Origin of the sequence: Massilia violaceinigra (assembly GCF_002752675.1) — a bacterium.
Classification (GTDB): Bacteria; Pseudomonadota; Gammaproteobacteria; order Burkholderiales; family Burkholderiaceae_D; genus Telluria_A; species Telluria_A violaceinigra.
Genome location: NZ_CP024608.1, coordinates 5,141,732 through 5,158,230, shown reverse-complemented (window position 1 = coordinate 5,158,230; position 16,499 = coordinate 5,141,732). Strand labels below are relative to the sequence as shown.

Here is a 16,499-nt window from a genome sequence, read left to right as displayed (position 1 = left end):
CGTAATATGGCAATGCAAAAAACCCGGCTGGCCGTCATCATCGCGCTCGCCCTCCCTCAAATGTCCAGCTCCGCCTTCGCGCAGACGGCGAAGCCGCAGACCGCGCTCAAGGAAATCACCGTCACCGCCACGCGCGACCAGGACACCAGCTACAACCCGGCCAGCGCCACCAGCGCCACCAAGATCGACGCGCCGCTGCGCGACATTCCGCAAACCGTCAACGTGGTGCCGCTCTCGGTGCTGCGCGACCAGGGCGCGCGCTCGCTGCAGGATGTGCTCAAGGCGGTGCCGGGCATCGGCCTGTCGCACGGCGACGGCCAGCGCGACCAGGTGACCATCCGCGGCTTTACCGCCATCGCCGACCAGTTTGTCGACGGCATGCGCGACGATGCGCTGTACTTCCGCGACCTGTCCAATACGGAGCAGGTCGAGATCATCAAGGGGCCGGCTTCGGTGCTGTACGGGCGCGGCTCGTCCGGCGGTTTGATCAACCGCATCAGCAAAAAACCCGGCATCAACAAGAACGAGGTGAGCCTGCAGGCCGGCAGCTGGAACCAGCGCCGCGCTGAAATCGACATCGCGCGCGCTAACAGCGCCAGCCCGGTGGCGGTCCGCGTGACCGGCGCCATCGAACGTGCCGACAGCTTCCGCGACCAGCAGTTTCTCGACCGCGAAGCGTTCGCGCCATCGGTTTCGCTCAAGATCAGCGACGCCACCAAGCTGCTGCTGCAAGCCGAATACCTGAACGACAAGCGCGTGACCGATTTCGGCGTGCCTGCATATCGCGGGAGGGCGGTCGACGTTCCCGCCGGCACCTACTACGGCGCGGCCAACGCAAAGGACAACGATTACTCCGAAGCGGAAGTGAAGGCCTTCGGCTTTACGCTGGATCACCGTTTCAACGATGCCTGGTCGCTGCGCAATGCCTTCCGCCACTATCACTATACCCTCGACCGCAACAATACGCTGTCTGGCTCGGTCGATGAAAAGGCGCTGACGGCGTCGCTGAACCGCAGTAATGTGATGCGCGATGAAACCGGCTACTTCAACCAGACCGAGCTCAAACAAGTCGCCAACCTGGCCGGCATGCGCCACCAGTTGCTGTACGGCATCGAGATCGGCAAGCAGGAGAAAGACCAGCTGTTCCGCACACAGAACAATATCGCCAAGGTCAACTTGTTCAATCCGGTCGCGCCGGTGCTGCCGTTTACCGTGAGCGCCGCCCCGTCGACCGACAACATGGGCGTGCTGACGGTGACCAGCGCTTATGTGCAGGATATGGCGACCTTGTCGGCGCAGTGGAAGGCGCTGGCCGGGGTACGCTTCGACCGCTTTGAACAGGAAACGCGCGAACGCCGCGCCGGCCAGTCGAACCTCGCCCGTGTCGACCGCGCCTGGAGCCCGCGCGCCGGCCTCGTTTATCAGCCGGGCGAGACGCAATCGTACTTCGCATCCTTCAGCAAGTCGTTCCAGCCGTCCGGCGAATCGTTTGCGCTGGCCGCGAACAACGCCCAGATCGCGCCCGAGGAAACCACCAACAAGGAAATCGGCGCCAAGTTCGACCTGTTCGATGGCAATGCCACCGCCGCGGTGTCGCTGTTCCGTCTGGAGCGCACCAACATCAAGGCCACCGACCCGAACACCAACCGCCTCATTCCGATCGGTACCCAGCGCAGCGATGGGATCGAGCTGACCTTCGCCGGCAAGCTTGGCGATGGCTGGCAGCTGTGGTCGGGCTACGCGTATCTGGATGCGCGGGCGGTATCGTCGGTCGCCATCGATTCCGGACAACCGGTGCAAGGCAAGCGCCCTACCCTGACGCCGGTGCACAGCGCCAACGTGTGGCTGACCAAGTCGCTGGGCAACGGGTTCGGCGTGGGCGCCGGCGCCAATGCCGTCGGCAAGCGCTTTGCCAATCCGGGCAATACCGTGGCGCTGCCGGGCTACGCGACAATCGATGCGATGGCGTACTACCGCCAGGGCAAGGTCGACATCCAGCTTAACGCGATGAATCTGGCCGACCGCCATTACATCGTTGCCGGGCATGGCAGCAACGGCAATCTGAACCTGCCCGGCGCGCCGCGTTCGGTCCAGCTGACGGCGCGCTATGCGTTCTGAGGACTGAGGCAATCCAAGGCAATCAGGTCGATTGCCTTCCTCGCGCATCCGCGCAATGCCATCCGGTGCCACGGTGAATGGTGCAAGCGCCTGTTCACCGTGGCCGGATGGCCCCCGCCCTGCATCTCGCCGCATGCATGACGTCCCTCATGCGGCAGAACCAAATACGATAGCCGAGGTCTTACTGTGATGCGCAAAATGGCCCTGTACGGCCATCATTCGCCAACGCGCGCCGGGCTGGCCCGGCGAACCCGAGTAGCTGCCTGCATCAATCGTATGGAATGGCAGCTGACTATTGTGCGCCCGGGTGCCGTGTCCGTGCGACCGATGTCATCACCGTGCGGAAACCTCTAAATCATTCAGGGAGTACCATGGACATGACTGGCGAACCGCGTGATCATGGCAACATGGAAGCCCGCATAACAAAACTGGAAGCCGATGTTGCCGCGATGAAGATCGACATAGGGGCGATCAGGGCTACGGGTGCGACCAAGTCGGATATTGCCGAAGTGCGTGCCGAGATTCGTTCCGAGATCGCCGGAGTACGTTCGGAAATACGCAGCACTGTGGCTGAAGCGAAGTCGGTCATTATCATGTGGGTTGCATGCCTTGTTTTCCTGGCTCAGCTGGTGCCCGCGGCAGTGCGCCTGATCGAGAGCTACGTATGACCCCCACCGTTGGCGTTCAGTATCTGCCCGGAGCAGGTTTCTTGCACATTTCTGCATTGGCGGCGCATCTGACGACGGTGCAAGACCTCGTAGAAGATTGACGCCACGCTTGGCTTTTACCGCAGAGGACGCAAAACCACTCCTGTCAGACTGGCGGACTGAATAATGCGTCAAGATCGGAACAATTCCATCGTTTCGCACCAGCAGGCAACTTCCCTTACAACCTCCATGAACCGCGTCACAGGCTGCATTTAACGGCCGGTCGGCCACCGACTTTGTGTATGGCGGCATGCGTGTTGGCACCGGTCGGACCGAACTAATGTCAACAGACGAGGTCCTACTGTGATGAGCAAAAACGGCTCGGTACGAGCGCCTTTTACCGGTCCATCGTCAACTGGGCGGAGCTGTGCCATATGTTTTGCATGGCTCGCGGTTCATGGCGGCTGATCATCGGCCTGCTGCGTGCCGTCTCCTCGCAACGGAGTCGGATCGCCGGGCAGAAAACCTATATATCATCGAGGAACACGATGGACATGAACGGTGAACTGCGTGATCATGGCGGAATGGAAGCCCGCATAACAAAACTGGAAGCCGATGTTGCCGCCATCAAAATTGATGTCGCGGCCATGAAGATCGATATCGGCGTGATCAAGGCAATTGGCGCGACCAAAGCGGATATTGCCGAGGCGAAGTCGACGATTATTACGTGGGTTGCCGGCCTTGTTTTCCTGGCTCAGTTGGTACCCGCAGCGGTACGCCTCATCGAGAAGTACGTCTGACACGCGCATCGTTGCGCGGTCAAAAACCCGCCTTGAGCGGGTTTTTACACATGCCACCTTGATGTTGAGCTTCACGATGACGCCGGAGACGCCGTGCACGGTCGGCGTCTTCCGTTTGTTGGGCAAGCGCGCCCGGCGAAGCCCGCCAGGCCGGAGGAACAATGCTGCTCCAGGAATGGCCCATTGCTCTCATCGCGCACCACCCAGCGAACATCTCATACCTCCACCAACGGCGGGCGGCCGCTTTTCGCCCGCCGACCGGCCAGCGGCTCAGGTGGGACGGCATGCATGATGGCGCCGGTTCGACAGAACTAACTTCAATAGAAGAGGTCTTACTGTAAAGAGCAGAACTGGCCCCGTGCCACCGGGCGACATGCTGTCAATCATGAGGAAACACGATGGACACGAACGGCGAACTGCATGATCATGGCGACATGGAAGCCCGCGTAGCCAAGCTGGAAGCTGACATCACCGCCATCAAGATCGATGTTGCGGTGATCAAGGCCAATGGCGCGACGAAATCAGATATTGCTGAACTGCATTCCGAGTTTCGGTCCGAGATTGCCGGAGGACGGTCCGAGTTGCGGTCCGAAATTGCCGGGGTGCGGTCCGAGATCGCGGTAGTGCGGTCCGAAATTGCCGGCGTACGTCTGGAGATACGCAGCACGGTGGCGGACGCGAAGTCGGCAATTATCCTCTGGATTTCAGGCGTCGTTTTTCTGGCTCAGTTAGTGCCGGCAGCGGTACGCCTCATCGAGAAGTACATCTGATGCGCTCATCGTTGGCGATCGAGAACCCAACGCGGGCTTAAACCCCTTCGTCAGCACGCCGTGAACCCAGACTGGGCGGAACCAATACTTGATGGTGCCGGGACATCAGAAACTCATTCCAATGGACGAGGTCTTACTGTGATGAGCAGAACCGGCCCCGTACGAGCCTCCTTTACTAACGCATCGTCGACCCGGCAGGGCTGTGCCGAGTATCGACCGACTCGTTCGTATCGCATGGCCGCTGATCACCCAGCCTGCGGGAAGCGTGTCCTTGCAGCGTACCGCCCCCCGGACAAAAAAACGTTTACATCGTCGAGGAACACTATGGACATGAGCGGTGAACTGCATGATCATGGGGGCATGGAAGCCCGCATAACAAAACTGGAAGCCGATGTTGCCGCCATCAAAATTGATGTCGCGGCCATGAAGATCGATATCGGCGTGATCAAGGCAATTGGCGCGACCAAATCTGATATTGCCGATGTTCATACCAAAATAGCCGAGGCGAAGTCGGCGATCATCATATGGGTTGCGGGCCTCGTTTTCCTGGCCCAGCTGGTACCCACAATCGTCCGCATCATCGAAAAGTACATCTGACAGCCTGTCATGCCGTTCACCGCCAACAACCCGCCCTGTGCGGGTTTTTTGTTTTCCACATCGATAGCGCAATAAATTTACCACAACATAGCAAAACAAATTCCTCAAGGTCGCAACGTTGGCGTATATTCATCGACACCGTTTTATAACGGATATCGCCCTGACGCCCATTATCGAAAGGAATTCCGCATGCGCCCTGCCCTTCCTGCCTGCCTCGTCGTACTGATCCTGCTGGGAGGCGAGGCCAGTGCCCGTCCCCATTCGCTCGGCATCGCCGTACCCACAGGCGAGTCGACCATCGCCTACGACATGAACGGCGCCGGCCAGGTGGCCGCCGTGCTGGAAGACGGCGACGGCAACACGCGCGGCGTGCTGTTCGAGAAAGGCAAAATCACCGACCTGGGCTCGCGCGGCGGCATGCACAGCGATGCGCGCGGCATCAACGACCGTGGCGAGATCATTGGATCGGCGCGCAACAAGGATGGCACCTGGAACGCTTTCCTTTTCCATCGCAGCAGCGGCATGCGCGTGATGGGCACCCTTGGCGGCCCCAGCAGCTACGGCATGGGCATCAACCAGGAAGGCATCAGCGTCGGCTTTGCCGACATTCCCAACGGCGACTGGCACGCCTTCATCAACCACGGCGGCGGGCAGCTGCAAGATCTCGGCACCTTGGGCGGCAACATCAGTTACGCCAGCGGCATCAACAAGCACCGGCATGTGGTCGGCACCGCCGCCAACGCGGACGGCTATCGTCACGCCTTCCTGTACACCGCCGAACGCGGCATGGTCGACCTGGGCACCCTGGGTGGGCGCCAAAGCTCGGCCATGGCGATCAATGACAATGGCCTCGTGGTCGGCGCCTCGGAAACGAAGGACCGCCGCTGGCGCGCCTTTATGCACGACGGCAAGCGCATGGTCGACCTGGGTGCGCTGATCGGCAATTACAACAGCTTTGCCACCGATATCAACAACGCCGGCCACGTGGTCGGCACCGTCATGGTCGGTTCGGAGCGCATGTCCTTCGTGTGGCTCGACAAGAAGATGACGGTGCACCGCGGCGGCCAGGGCCTGCACCTGACCAACGCCATCAACGACCGCGAACTCGTCATCGGCGCCACCTACGATCACGGCATGACCGCCGCGACCATGGCCTCGAACGCCGCAGCCGTCATTACCCGCGGCGGCAGCGAGCTGCTGACCCTGATCGCCAGTGTGCTGACCCTGGCGGGCCTGGCCGTGCTGTATCACTTGCGCAACCGCGGCATCGAGATGACCGGCTCAGGCAGCTGAGGCGGAACCTGTAGGGGAAATCCGCAGGCGCACGGACGATTCCTGCGTGGTATGCTGGCCGCTCCGCGCCATACCGGCCGCGTCAACGAAAAAGGAAGCTATGCGGTTCAATTCCAGTTTGGTTCTGCGGGCGGCCGTGCTGGCCAGCTTGTCTGGCGGCGTGGCGCAGGCCCAGGACGTGGTCCGGATCGGGCACGTGGCGGCCACCTCCGGCGTCATCGCCCACCTCGGCAAGGACAATGAAAACGGCGCGCGCATGGCGGTCGATGAGTTGAACGCCAAGGGCGTGCTGATCGGCGGCAAGCGCTACCGCATCGAGATGCTGGCCGAGGACGACGCCGGCGACCCCAAACAAGGCACCACCGTGGCCCAAAAGCTGGTCGACGCCAAGGTGCGCGGCGTGATCGGCCACGAAACCTCGGGCACCACGATCCCGGCCTCGAAAATCTACTTCGACGCGGGCATCCCGCAAATTTCGCCCTCGGCCAGCAACCCCAAGTACACGCGCCAGGGTTTCAATACAGCGTTTCGCAACGTCGCCAACGACGAGCAGCTGGGCGCCGCGCTCGCCAAGTACGCGGTACAAACCGGCAAGGCCAGGCAGATTGCCGTCATCGACGACCGCACCGCCTACGGCAAAGGCGTGGCTGACGAATTCATCAAGAACGTCAAGAGCGCCGGCCAGGGCGCGCGCGTGGTCACGCAACAGTACACCACCGACAAGGCGACCGATTTCGGCGCGATCCTGACCGCCATCAAGGCCACCAAGCCAGATCTGATTTTCTTCGGCGGCATGGATGCCGTGGCAGGACCGATGCTGCGCCAGATGAAGCAACTGGGCATGCCGCTGCGCTTCATGGGCGGCGACGGCATGTGTTCCGATTCGATGGCCAGGCTGGCCGGCGATGGCATGGCCGATGGCCAGGTCATCTGCGCGGAAGCCGGCGGAGTCGACGCGCAGCAGCAAAAAGGCATGGATGATTTCCGCGCGGCCTACCGGCGCCGCTACGGCATCGACGTGATGACGTATGCGCCGTATGCCTACGACGCCATGCACGCCATGGTGGCCGCCATGCAGCAGGCCGGCTCGACCGATCCGGCGGTGTACCTGCCGGCGCTGGCCAAGGTGCGCCACAAGGGCGTGACCGGCGTGACCGCCTTCGACGCCCGGGGCGACGTCAAGGATGGCAGGCTGACCTTGTACACCTTCAAAAGCGGCAAGCGCCAGCGCCTCAGCGTCATCCAGTAAGCGGCGCGGCCGGCATGGGGGGCGGAGCTCGCTATCGGCGGTGAGGTGTTGCAACCTCAGCAGATAGGGAGGAACCGACTCCACATGGCCGGCCTCGAGCCTGGCCGCGTGCCCTGGCACCGCCCGGCAACTCCCGGTTGACTCCCATGCCGGTCGATAACATCGGCGCGCCGCAGCTCATGCCGAGATGGCCACCATGCCGGCCTCATCTGTATCGAGCGGCGCAACCTCACAGTACGCGATAGCAAGCACATAGCGTTGCACAACCCCGCTGCCCGCGCCATACGCCGCAGCCGTCCTGTACTACCGTGGCGACGCACCGCAGGCAGCCGCCCGCGCTCCCATGACGTCGGCCTCGCTCTCCAGCGAGGCATCATCATTGACCGGCACGCCAGCCTTCATCTGCATCGTCGGCCTGACCCGCCCCTGCGCCTGCTGCACCACATGCCAGGCCTCGTGCGGCAAATGCCGCTCCTGCCCCGGCGCCAGGTGGATATCGCTGCCCTGCGCAAACGCATGCGCATTCAATTGCGCGGGCTGCGCTGAATTGTAGTGCACCTTGACGTGGTCCATGCTCATGCCCGACAGGCTTTCCATGCCGGCCTTGAGTTGATCGGGCAGTCCGGCATTGTTTGCCCCGGCCTGACGCTGCACAGGTGCTCTATCCGTCATCCGGGCCAGCGCCTGCATCTGTCGTACGCGCGCACTGTTTTGTATCAGGCTGCCGACAACCTTGCATTGGCACGCCTGTAACCGCTTGTCGACGAACGCCTGCAACTGGGTTTGCGCGACCGCTTGCGCCCGTCCATTGGCGAACCGGGCGACGTGCCCGTCGGCCATGCCTTCCGCCGGCCCGGTGGCGCGCGCGTGGCGCTCTTGCTGCGGTTCGGGACCGGCTTGTGGCGCCTGGTAAAGCGCATCAGTACTCATCGTTCACCTCGCATGAACAGAACAGAAAAGATGGCGCGGAGCCCGTCACTACAGCCGCGCTTGCCAACCGCCCGCGTCCTGGCGGTGCAGTTTTCGCCGGCGATTTCGATCACGAAATGGTCCTCACAATCTCATAAGTTACCACGTTGATGTAACGATTGCGACATCGCAAAAATAAAAAAAACCACACAGTGTCTTATGATAAAGTCTTCCGAAATTACAACAAAAGGGAGATCAGGAATGCGCCTGCCGATCGTCTTGTCCAAGCTTTCCGAACCGGGAGCATGCTGATGATTGAGGCAGCCATCGATCACCTCGCGCAGCACCTCAATCAGTTTTTGCGGCGCAGCCACAAGCTCACCGACGACATCGTGGTGGTGTCGAATATCATCGGGCAGAACGGCGCTATCGCCCCGCACATCGCCAACAAGGTGGTGATCTGCCTGACCAATATCGAGAAAGACACGCTGCCCCAGCAGGCATTCGCGCCCAGCCCCGGCGCGGGCCGCACGCCGGTCTTCAGCCGGCCGCTGTTCCTCAACCTGTACGTGGTGGTCGCCGCCAATTTCAGCGATAAAAACTATCCCGAGGCGCTGCGTTTCATTTCCAGCGCGATCAGCTTCTTCCAGCGCACGCCGGTATTCGACCATCAGGTCACGCCCGATCTCGATGAACGCATCGAACGGCTCCTGCTCGATATCGAAAACCTCAAGACGCATGAGCTGAGCAATCTCTGGACCATGCTCAGCGGGCGCTACCTGCCCTCCGTCATGTACAAGGTACGCATGATTACCGTGGGCGGCGACGACATCACGCACCAGGTCGGCACCGTGGCCGAACCGATCACCAGCGTAGGTCACTGAGCCATGCGCGGCGCATATTCCCTTCTCCTGGAATTGCGCGCCGATCACGCGTATTTCCCGGATGGGGCCAGCGCCAATTTCCGCTTCGTGCCGACGCAGCAATGCGCCGCCCTGCTCGATCGCTTCGGCATCCTCGCGCGTCCGTCCGCGCACGGCCTGGCGCTGGCCGGCCAGGATGCGGCGCGCGCCGATCTGCAAGGCGGGCGCGACGACGCGGCGGAACTCGAATTTGCCGTGTTCTCGACAGATCCCCACTTTTCCCTGTTCACCGGGCTCGATGCGCCCGCACCCGACGCCTGCCTGTTTTTCCACAGCGCCCGGGCCCAGGCCGAAGGCGTCGGCCGCTGGCGCATGCATCCCGATGAACTGGCCGGACCGGCGGCCTGGCGCCTTCCGCGCGTACCGGACAAGGCGGCGGGTCTGGCCGGACACGGCGCCAGGCCCGCGTTTTTCATGGTTTTGGCTCTGGCCGATGTGGCCGGCGCGCTGGCGCAGGCTGCCGCGCCAGTCTGGCTGGTCCGCTTCGGCGCCCGTGCCAGCGTCTGGAAGTACCATTTTTTGAGCGACCTGGATGCACCCAATCCGGTCATCGTCGACCTCGACGACAAACTGCGCTTCGCGGCGCGCGGGCGCACGCCGCTGCCCGGCAACCGGTCGGCACTGACCTTTGCCAGCGAACAGGCGATCGCTATGCGCAAGACCCCGCAACAACGCCTGCAGCTGCGCGACCAGGGCGAGCTGGGCCAAAGAATTCTCATCAAGCGACTGCCGAATGCCAGTGTGGCAGCCATCGGGCGGGAAATTACAGAAGGAAGTGCCGTACCAGTATTAGTGTCGGAAATCTACATCCCCTGATTACCCACCAGAAAGGACGCAAGATGGCGCAATATAAAACTCCCGGGGTCTACATCGTTGAAAAGAACGCATTCCCCAACTCGGTGGTCGAGGTCGCGACCGCGGTGCCTGCCTTTGTCGGCCACACGCAGATCGCCGATTACAAGGGTTCATCCCTGACCAACAAGGCAATGCGGATCAGCTCGATGGCCGAATTCGAGGTCCACTTCGGCGGTCCGCCAGTGCCGGTGTTCACCTTCGATAAAGTCGAGCGTCAGGACGATGCCGATTTTTCGGGCGTCGCGCCGCTGGCGGAAGGCGCAGCCCCTGCCGCTGGCGCCGGCGCCGAGGATCCCGCCTTGCGCGAGACAGCGAACAAGGCCAGAACAGCTGCGGACGAGGCCAGGAAAGCGCTCGATGCCGACGCCGACAACGCCGAAAAAAAAGCCAAGTCCGAAGAAACCGAGGCCGCCGCTGCGAAGGCTGAAGCGGCCGCCAAAGACAGTGCCAAGAGCGGCGCCGCCCCTGTCCAAACCGCTGGCGCCGAGGACCCGGTCTTGCGCGCGGCAGCGGACTCGGCCAGAACCGCCGCGAACGAAGCCAAGAAAGCGCTGGAGGCCGACGCCGGCAACGCCGATAAAAAATCCCAGTCCGAAGCAGCCGAGGCCGCAGCTTTAAAGGCTGAGACGGCAGCCAAGGGCAGTGCCAAGGCTGGCGATGCATCCGACCTCGTCACGGTCGCCGCGACAGCCGCCGACACGGCGGCGGACCTGCGCAAGAAGGCGGACGCTGCCAAGGCCGAGCTCGACAAAGCCAGCGCCGAGCAGAAAGCAGCCAAAACGACCGCCTACGATGCTGCGGAGAAAGCCGCCCAGGATGCCCAGGCAGCGTCAGACAAGGCCGCCACCGCCGCCATCCCCGCCTACGCGCTGAAACTCAAGGCGGAAAAAGCGCGCGCGTTCGTGCCTTACAAACTGGTCAAGACCGGCGGCAAGCACCTGCTGTACCACAGCATGAAACTGTTTTTCCAGAATGGCGGCGGCGCCTGCTACATTGTCTCGGTGGGCGACTACCAGGCCCAGCCCGAGGCCGACGCCCTGCAGGCCGGTATCGATGTCTTGCTCAAGGAGCAGGAACCGACCATGCTGGTCATTCCGGAAGCCGTGCTGCTGGCCAAAGATGACTGCTACAGTCTGCAAGCCCAGATGCTGATGCACTGCGGCTACAAGATGAAGAGCCGTTTTGCCATTCTCGATGTGTATAACGGCGAGAAGGAATTGAACGACGGTCCCGTCAACCAGTTCCGCGAAGGGGTAGGCACCAGCTTCCTGGCCTTCGGCGCCGCTTACTATCCGTGGGTGAACACGACCATCGTGGCCGCCAAGGATCTCGATTTCACTTATTTCGATGCCGAGAACCGGACCAAGCTCAAGGACCTGCTCAGCAACGACCTGGCCAGCGTGCTGTACGCCGACACCAGCAAGAGCCCGGCGGCGCGGATCAAGGCCACCCAGGTGGGCAAGACCCTGGACGCCATCGTGCGCGACTGGAAAACGGTGGAGGACGGCGCCGACCGCCTGCACCAGATCGCCACCGTGCACAACACCCTGGTGGCGATCAGCCCGCTGTATTCGCGCATCTTGCTGGCCGTGCAGCGCAACCTCAACCTGCTGCCGCCGAGCGCGGCGATGGCCGGCCTGTACACCATGGTCGACAATACGCGCGGAGTCTGGAAGGCCCCGGCCAACGTCAGCCTGGCGGCCGTGACCTCGCCGTCGGTCAACATCACCCACGACGACCAGGAAGACCTGAACGTCAGCACCACCGGCAAATCGATCAATGCGATCCGCACCTTCATCGGCGAAGGCACCCTGGTGTGGGGCGCGCGCACTCTCGACGGCAACAGCCTCGACTGGCGCTACATCAACGTGCGGCGCACCATGATCATGCTGGAAGAGTCGCTGCGCCTGGCCAGCAAGGCTTATGTGTTCGAGCCGAACGTGGCCAACACCTGGGTCACCATCAAGAGCATGGCGCGCAACTTCCTGACCGGCATCTGGAAGCGCGGCGGCCTGGCCGGCGCCAGCCCGGACGACGCCTTCAGCGTCTCGGTCGGCCTGAACGAAACCATGACCGCCGAAGATATTCTCGAAGGCATCCTGCGCGTCACCATCCTGGTGGCGGTCAGCCGGCCGGCCGAATTCATCGAGATCACCTTCCAGCAGCAGATGCAAAAATCCTGACGCAACAAGGGCAGTTCTTTCCTGATGTGACTTACCTAAGAGGTTCGCGATGGCAGATGATGGCTCAAAACAATCGACAGCGGTATGGCCGCTCCCCAAATTCTATTTCCAGGTGAAATGGGATTCCCAGGTCATGTCGTTCCAGGAAATCAGCGGGCTCGATATCCAGTCCGAGGAAATCAAGTACCGCCACGGCGACAGCCCCGAATTTTCGGTGATCAAGATGCCCGGCCTGAAAAAGGTCGGCAACGTGACCATGAAAAAAGGGGTGTTCAAGTCGGACAACAAGTTCTGGGAGTGGTTCAACCAGATCAAGATGAACACCGTCAAGCGCGTGCCGGTCACCATCAGCCTGCTCGACGAAACCGGGGCCCCGACCATGGTCTGGACCCTGGCCAACGCCTGGCCGACCAAGATCACCGGTACCGATCTCAAGGCCGAGGGCAACGAGGCATCGATCGAGACGATCGAGATCGTGCACGAGGGCTTGACCATCGCCAACGGCTAAGCGGAACGCGCGCATGCCAGCCACGCTTTCACTGTCGATGTCGGACGACTACCAGCCGTCCGCCTTCTACTTCACGGTCATGTTCGGGGCCACCCTGGGCCTGGCCGACACCTCCTTCAAGGAGGTGTCGGGCATTTCCGCGGAACTGGAGACGGAAACCGTGATCGAGGGCGGCGAGAACCGCTACGTGCATACCCTGCCGACCCACTACAAGTCGCGCAGCCTGCAGCTCAAGCGCGGCCTGGCCTCGACCTCCTCGCCGCTGGTGAAGTGGTGCATTTCCGTGTTCGAGGGCGATTTCGTCCGCCCCATCCTGGCCCAGCCGCTCGTGGTGTGCCTGATGAACGCCGACGGCTTGCCGATCCGGTCCTGGAGTTTCGCCAACGCCTACCCGGTCAAGTGGGAAGTCGAGGCATTCGGCTCGGAAAAGAATGAAGTCGCCATCGAGAACATTACCCTCAGCTATAACTATTCCAACCGACTGACCTGACCATGCCCATCGAAATCAACCAGTTGAATATCAAGTCGAATGTGGTACAGGGCGCGCCGGGCGCCGCTGCCACGCGCGCCCAGGAAGCGCCGCCCGCCAAGAAAGACAGCTGCGTTCCCGGCGGGCCGCAACTCGGTGCCGACGACAAGACCGTGGCCCAGCGCACGCGCCTGCTGCGCGACGCCATCAACCAGATGCAGGAGCGCTAGATGGGCGGCATCAGCCTCGGCTCGAAAAACCTGCTCAAGATCTCGCCGTGCGATGCCGACGGCATCGACAAAGCCGGACCATCCTTCGAAGTGCAGATCAATCCGGCCAGCTACCAGCATCGCCTGAGCGTGCAGTACAACCAGTGCCCCACCCTGGGCCAGCCGGGCGCGACGCCCAAGTTCAGCGCGGTCAATCCGGAGAAGCTGACCTTGCCGCAACTGATCCTCGACGGCACCGGGGTGGTCTCGCTCGTCAATGCCGACCTCAGCTCGCTGATCAACACCGGTACCCTTGTCACAACCGACGCCCCCAGCGTCACCGACATGCTCGCCGCCCTGCGCGCCCTGGTCTACGATTACCAGGGCGCCATCCACGAGCCGAACGTGCTGCGCTTTGTCTGGGGCGACATGAATTTCGTCGGGGTGGTCGAGTCGATGGATATCGACTACACCCTGTTCAAGCCCAGCGGACAACCGCTGCGCGCCAAGGTCACGCTGGGCGTGCTGGCCATGGCCAGCCCCAAGAAAATCGAACAAAGCGCGACCAGGAGTTCGCCCGACCTGTCGCACCTGGTGGCCGTGCGCGCCGGCGACACCCTGCCCCTGTTATGCGAGCGCATCTATGCCGATCCCGGCTATTACATGGAGGTTGCCCGTGTGAACGGCCTGGTCGGCTTTCGCGCCCTGACACCCGGCATGGTGCTGCGCTTTCCTCCGATTAACTGAACCACAAGGCCGCGCCGATGTGTCCCCCGCCCGATTCCGTGTCCAACGCCGCAGCCCCCGGCGACCCGCCCTCGCCCACCGCTGCCAGCAAGGGCGTGTTCAAACTGGTCGTCAAGAGCGACGGCACGGTGCTGCCCGACAGCATGCGCGTCATCGCCGTGGAGGTGTCGCGCAGCGTCAACAAGCTGGCGCAGGCGCGCATCTACGTGGCCGACGGCGACATGGCGGCCAAGACCTTCGCGGTCAGCGATGCCGCGCAACTGGTGCCGGGCGCGCGCATCAGCATCGAAGCCGGCTATGGCGCCAAGACGTGGCCGATCTTTTCCGGCGTCGTCATCAAGCACGGCGTGCGCATCGACGCCGGCAACCGGGTGCGCGTGTGCATCGAATGCCGCCACCCGGCCTTCGCACTGACCTTAAGCCGCAACAACAAGAACCACGTCGACAGCACCGACAGCGCCGCCATCACGGCACTGCTGAGCGGCTGTTCCGGCATCAGCGCCGACGTCGCCGACACCACCAGCGAATATCACGGGCTGGTGCAGTACTACAGCAGCGACTGGGACTTCCTGCTGGCGCGCGCCGAAGCGAACGGTTTGCTGGTCATCACCGGCGACGAGACCGTCACGGTCAAGCCGCCCGACACCAGCGCCACGGCCGTGCTGAGCCTGACCTACGGCACCGACATCATGCGCTTCGAGGCCGAAATCGATGCCCGCACCCAGTACGCCAAGGTGACCGGCGTGAGCTGGGACCCCGCCAACCAGGCGATTGCCACGCAGGACGCGGGGCCCGTGGACCTGTCGTTGCAGGGCAACCTGGACGCGGCCACCCTGGGCAAGGTGGGCGGCATCGCGTCGCTGCGCCTGCAAACCCCGGTGCAGCTGGAGACGGCGGCGCTCACGGCCTGGACCAAGGCGCGCCAGGTCAAGGCCGCGCTGGCGCGGGTGCGCGGCAGCATGGCTTTCCAGGGCAGCGCGCTGGCCTTGCCCGGCACCCTGATCGAGCTCAAGGGCGTGGGCACGCGCTTCAGCGGCAAGGTGTTCGTCAGTTCAGTCGAGCATCATATCGCCGACGGCAACTGGATCACCGACGTCGATTTCGGCCTGGACCCCGACTGGGGCGGCGTCCGCCAGGGCGGGGCCGGCGAAGCCGCGTCCGGCCTGATGCCCGGCGTGACCGGCCTGCACATCGGCAAGGTCGCCAAGCTCGATGCCGATCCGGGCGGCGAAAACCGCATCCAGGTCACCTTGCCGGTGCTGCAGGACGATGCCGGCGGGGTCTGGGCGCGCCTGGCCAGCGCCTATGGCTCGGACAAGGTGGGCGCCTTCTTCATTCCCGAGATCGGCGACGAGGTGATCGTCGCCTATCTCAACAACGACCCGTCCAACCCGGTCGTCATCGCCAGCCTGTACAGCAGCATGCGCACCCCGCCCTACGCGCTGAGCGCCGAGAACTATACCAAGGCGATCGTCACCAAGGGCTTGCTCAAGGTCGAGTTCGACGACGAGAAAAAGGTCATCAGCCTGCTTACGCCCGCCGGCAACAAGGTGGTCATGAGCGACGACGCCAAATCCATCGTCGCCACCGACCAGAACGGCAACACGATCTCGCTCAGCGAGAAAGGCATCCTGCTCGACAGCGCCTCCGACATCGTGCTCACCGCCAAGGCCAAGATCACGGTCACGGCCGGCAGCGACATGGCGCTCAAGGCCGGCAAGGACATGACGCAGGATGCCCAGAACATCACCATCAAGGCCGGCATGGCGATGGTGGCGAAAGGGGCGAGCAGCGCCGAATTCTCGGCCAGCGGCCAGACCACCATCAAGGGAGCGACCGTGAACATCAACTGACCGCGCGCTTGAAGACCGTTCCGCCTCCCCCCGACCACCGCTCCCGAAAGGACGCCTCCATGCCGCCCGCCGCCCGCCAGACCGATATGCACGTGTGCCCGATGCAGACGCCGGCCGTCCCGTCCCCGATTCCGCACGTGGGCGGCCCGGTGATCGGCCCCGGCGTACCCACGGTCCTGATCGGCAAACTGGTGGCCGCCGTCATGGGGGACAAATGCACCTGCGTCGGCCCGCCGGATCAGATCGCCCAAGGCTCCACCACGGTCTTCATCGGCGGCAAGGCGGCCGCGCGCGTGGGCGACCCTTGCCAGCATGGCGGCACCATCGTGCTCGGTTGCCCCACTGTCATGATCGGCGGATGAGGCAACC

At 62.9% G+C, this 16,499-nt stretch carries 17 protein-coding genes; 16 read left to right on the top strand and 1 reads right to left on the bottom strand.

Annotated features, from left to right (window positions below):
- The first annotated feature begins 6 nt into the window (after window positions 1-6).
- The 7 genes from CR152_RS22240 (at window position 7) to CR152_RS22205 (ending at window position 7,474) form a co-directional block, all read left to right on the top strand.
- Window positions 7-2,118 (top strand): TonB-dependent receptor, encoded by a 2,112-nt coding sequence (locus CR152_RS22240; protein ID WP_099878606.1) that lies wholly within the window; start codon window positions 7-9, stop codon window positions 2,116-2,118.
- Window positions 2,119-2,489: 371 nt separating this feature from the next.
- Complete coding sequence (locus CR152_RS22235) at window positions 2,490-2,786, top strand: hypothetical protein (RefSeq protein WP_099878604.1); 297 nt, start codon at window positions 2,490-2,492, stop codon at window positions 2,784-2,786.
- Window positions 2,787-3,319: 533 nt separating this feature from the next.
- Window positions 3,320-3,565 carry a hypothetical protein gene (locus CR152_RS22230; protein WP_157778663.1) on the top strand — a complete coding sequence of 82 codons (246 nt, stop codon included), beginning with the start codon at window positions 3,320-3,322 and terminating at the stop codon, window positions 3,563-3,565.
- Window positions 3,566-3,963: 398 nt separating this feature from the next.
- Window positions 3,964-4,335 (top strand): hypothetical protein, encoded by a 372-nt coding sequence (locus CR152_RS22220; RefSeq protein ID WP_099878597.1) that lies wholly within the window; start codon window positions 3,964-3,966, stop codon window positions 4,333-4,335.
- Between the two features lie 330 nt (window positions 4,336-4,665).
- Window positions 4,666-4,932: a hypothetical protein gene (locus tag CR152_RS22215; protein WP_157778662.1), complete on the top strand. Its 267-nt coding sequence runs from the start codon at window positions 4,666-4,668 to the stop codon at window positions 4,930-4,932.
- A 189-nt stretch (window positions 4,933-5,121) separates the two neighbouring features.
- Entirely contained in the window at window positions 5,122-6,225 is a 1,104-nt protein-coding gene (locus CR152_RS22210; RefSeq protein WP_099878593.1) for an HAF repeat-containing protein, read from the top strand.
- Between the two features lie 100 nt (window positions 6,226-6,325).
- On the top strand, window positions 6,326-7,474 hold the full coding sequence (locus CR152_RS22205; RefSeq protein WP_099878592.1) for a branched-chain amino acid ABC transporter substrate-binding protein: 1,149 nt from the start codon (window positions 6,326-6,328) through the stop codon (window positions 7,472-7,474).
- A 303-nt stretch (window positions 7,475-7,777) separates the two neighbouring features.
- Here the strand turns inward: CR152_RS22205 and CR152_RS22200 are convergent, their stop codons facing one another.
- Window positions 7,778-8,404 (bottom strand): eCIS core domain-containing protein, encoded by a 627-nt coding sequence (locus tag CR152_RS22200; RefSeq protein ID WP_208640175.1) that lies wholly within the window; start codon window positions 8,402-8,404, stop codon window positions 7,778-7,780.
- Window positions 8,405-8,694: 290 nt separating this feature from the next.
- Between CR152_RS22200 and CR152_RS22195 the strand changes: the two genes are divergently transcribed.
- The 9 genes from CR152_RS22195 to CR152_RS22150 are packed head-to-tail and all read left to right on the top strand — an operon-like array spanning window position 8,695 to window position 16,492.
- A complete protein-coding gene (locus CR152_RS22195; RefSeq protein WP_099882641.1) occupies window positions 8,695-9,267 on the top strand; it encodes a Pvc16 family protein in 573 nt (190 codons plus the stop codon).
- Window positions 9,268-9,270: 3 nt separating this feature from the next.
- Complete coding sequence (locus tag CR152_RS22190; protein ID WP_099878590.1) at window positions 9,271-10,122, top strand: hypothetical protein; 852 nt, start codon at window positions 9,271-9,273, stop codon at window positions 10,120-10,122.
- 23 nt (window positions 10,123-10,145) lie between these two features.
- Window positions 10,146-12,344, top strand: a complete 2,199-nt coding sequence (locus tag CR152_RS33870; RefSeq protein WP_229413510.1) for a phage tail sheath family protein — start codon at window positions 10,146-10,148, stop codon at window positions 12,342-12,344.
- Between the two features lie 49 nt (window positions 12,345-12,393).
- Window positions 12,394-12,852, top strand: a complete 459-nt coding sequence (locus CR152_RS22175; protein ID WP_099878588.1) for a phage tail protein — start codon at window positions 12,394-12,396, stop codon at window positions 12,850-12,852.
- A 13-nt stretch (window positions 12,853-12,865) separates the two neighbouring features.
- Entirely contained in the window at window positions 12,866-13,342 is a 477-nt protein-coding gene (locus CR152_RS22170) for a phage tail protein (protein WP_229413508.1), read from the top strand.
- 2 nt (window positions 13,343-13,344) lie between these two features.
- Window positions 13,345-13,551: a DUF5908 family protein gene (locus CR152_RS22165; protein ID WP_099878586.1), complete on the top strand. Its 207-nt coding sequence runs from the start codon at window positions 13,345-13,347 to the stop codon at window positions 13,549-13,551.
- Window positions 13,552-14,277 carry a CIS tube protein gene (locus CR152_RS22160; RefSeq protein WP_099878584.1) on the top strand — a complete coding sequence of 242 codons (726 nt, stop codon included), beginning with the start codon at window positions 13,552-13,554 and terminating at the stop codon, window positions 14,275-14,277.
- A 38-nt stretch (window positions 14,278-14,315) separates the two neighbouring features.
- Window positions 14,316-16,130 (top strand): type VI secretion system tip protein VgrG, encoded by a 1,815-nt coding sequence (gene vgrG, locus CR152_RS22155; RefSeq protein WP_229413507.1) that lies wholly within the window; start codon window positions 14,316-14,318, stop codon window positions 16,128-16,130.
- 59 nt (window positions 16,131-16,189) lie between these two features.
- Window positions 16,190-16,492, top strand: coding sequence for a PAAR domain-containing protein (locus CR152_RS22150; RefSeq protein WP_099878580.1), 303 nt, complete (start codon window positions 16,190-16,192; stop codon window positions 16,490-16,492).
- The last annotated feature ends 7 nt before the right edge of the window (window positions 16,493-16,499 follow it).

What these genes read in the sequence shown, in the direction of transcription:
- CR152_RS22240 (WP_099878606.1), top strand. Translation starts at nt 7, where the DNA reads ATGGCAATGCAAAAAACCCGGCTGGCCGTCATCATCGCGCTCGCCCTC.
- CR152_RS22235 (WP_099878604.1), top strand. Translation starts at nt 2,490, where the DNA reads ATGGACATGACTGGCGAACCGCGTGATCATGGCAACATGGAAGCCCGC.
- CR152_RS22230 (WP_157778663.1), top strand. Translation starts at nt 3,320, where the DNA reads ATGAACGGTGAACTGCGTGATCATGGCGGAATGGAAGCCCGCATAACA.
- CR152_RS22220 (WP_099878597.1), top strand. Translation starts at nt 3,964, where the DNA reads ATGGACACGAACGGCGAACTGCATGATCATGGCGACATGGAAGCCCGC.
- CR152_RS22215 (WP_157778662.1), top strand. Translation starts at nt 4,666, where the DNA reads ATGAGCGGTGAACTGCATGATCATGGGGGCATGGAAGCCCGCATAACA.
- CR152_RS22210 (WP_099878593.1), top strand. Translation starts at nt 5,122, where the DNA reads ATGCGCCCTGCCCTTCCTGCCTGCCTCGTCGTACTGATCCTGCTGGGA.
- CR152_RS22205 (WP_099878592.1), top strand. Translation starts at nt 6,326, where the DNA reads ATGCGGTTCAATTCCAGTTTGGTTCTGCGGGCGGCCGTGCTGGCCAGC.
- CR152_RS22200 (WP_208640175.1), bottom strand. Translation starts at nt 8,404, where the DNA reads ATGAGTACTGATGCGCTTTACCAGGCGCCACAAGCCGGTCCCGAACCG.
- CR152_RS22195 (WP_099882641.1), top strand. Translation starts at nt 8,695, where the DNA reads ATGATTGAGGCAGCCATCGATCACCTCGCGCAGCACCTCAATCAGTTT.
- CR152_RS22190 (WP_099878590.1), top strand. Translation starts at nt 9,271, where the DNA reads ATGCGCGGCGCATATTCCCTTCTCCTGGAATTGCGCGCCGATCACGCG.
- CR152_RS33870 (WP_229413510.1), top strand. Translation starts at nt 10,146, where the DNA reads ATGGCGCAATATAAAACTCCCGGGGTCTACATCGTTGAAAAGAACGCA.
- CR152_RS22175 (WP_099878588.1), top strand. Translation starts at nt 12,394, where the DNA reads ATGGCAGATGATGGCTCAAAACAATCGACAGCGGTATGGCCGCTCCCC.
- CR152_RS22170 (WP_229413508.1), top strand. Translation starts at nt 12,866, where the DNA reads ATGCCAGCCACGCTTTCACTGTCGATGTCGGACGACTACCAGCCGTCC.
- CR152_RS22165 (WP_099878586.1), top strand. Translation starts at nt 13,345, where the DNA reads ATGCCCATCGAAATCAACCAGTTGAATATCAAGTCGAATGTGGTACAG.
- CR152_RS22160 (WP_099878584.1), top strand. Translation starts at nt 13,552, where the DNA reads ATGGGCGGCATCAGCCTCGGCTCGAAAAACCTGCTCAAGATCTCGCCG.
- CR152_RS22150 (WP_099878580.1), top strand. Translation starts at nt 16,190, where the DNA reads ATGCCGCCCGCCGCCCGCCAGACCGATATGCACGTGTGCCCGATGCAG.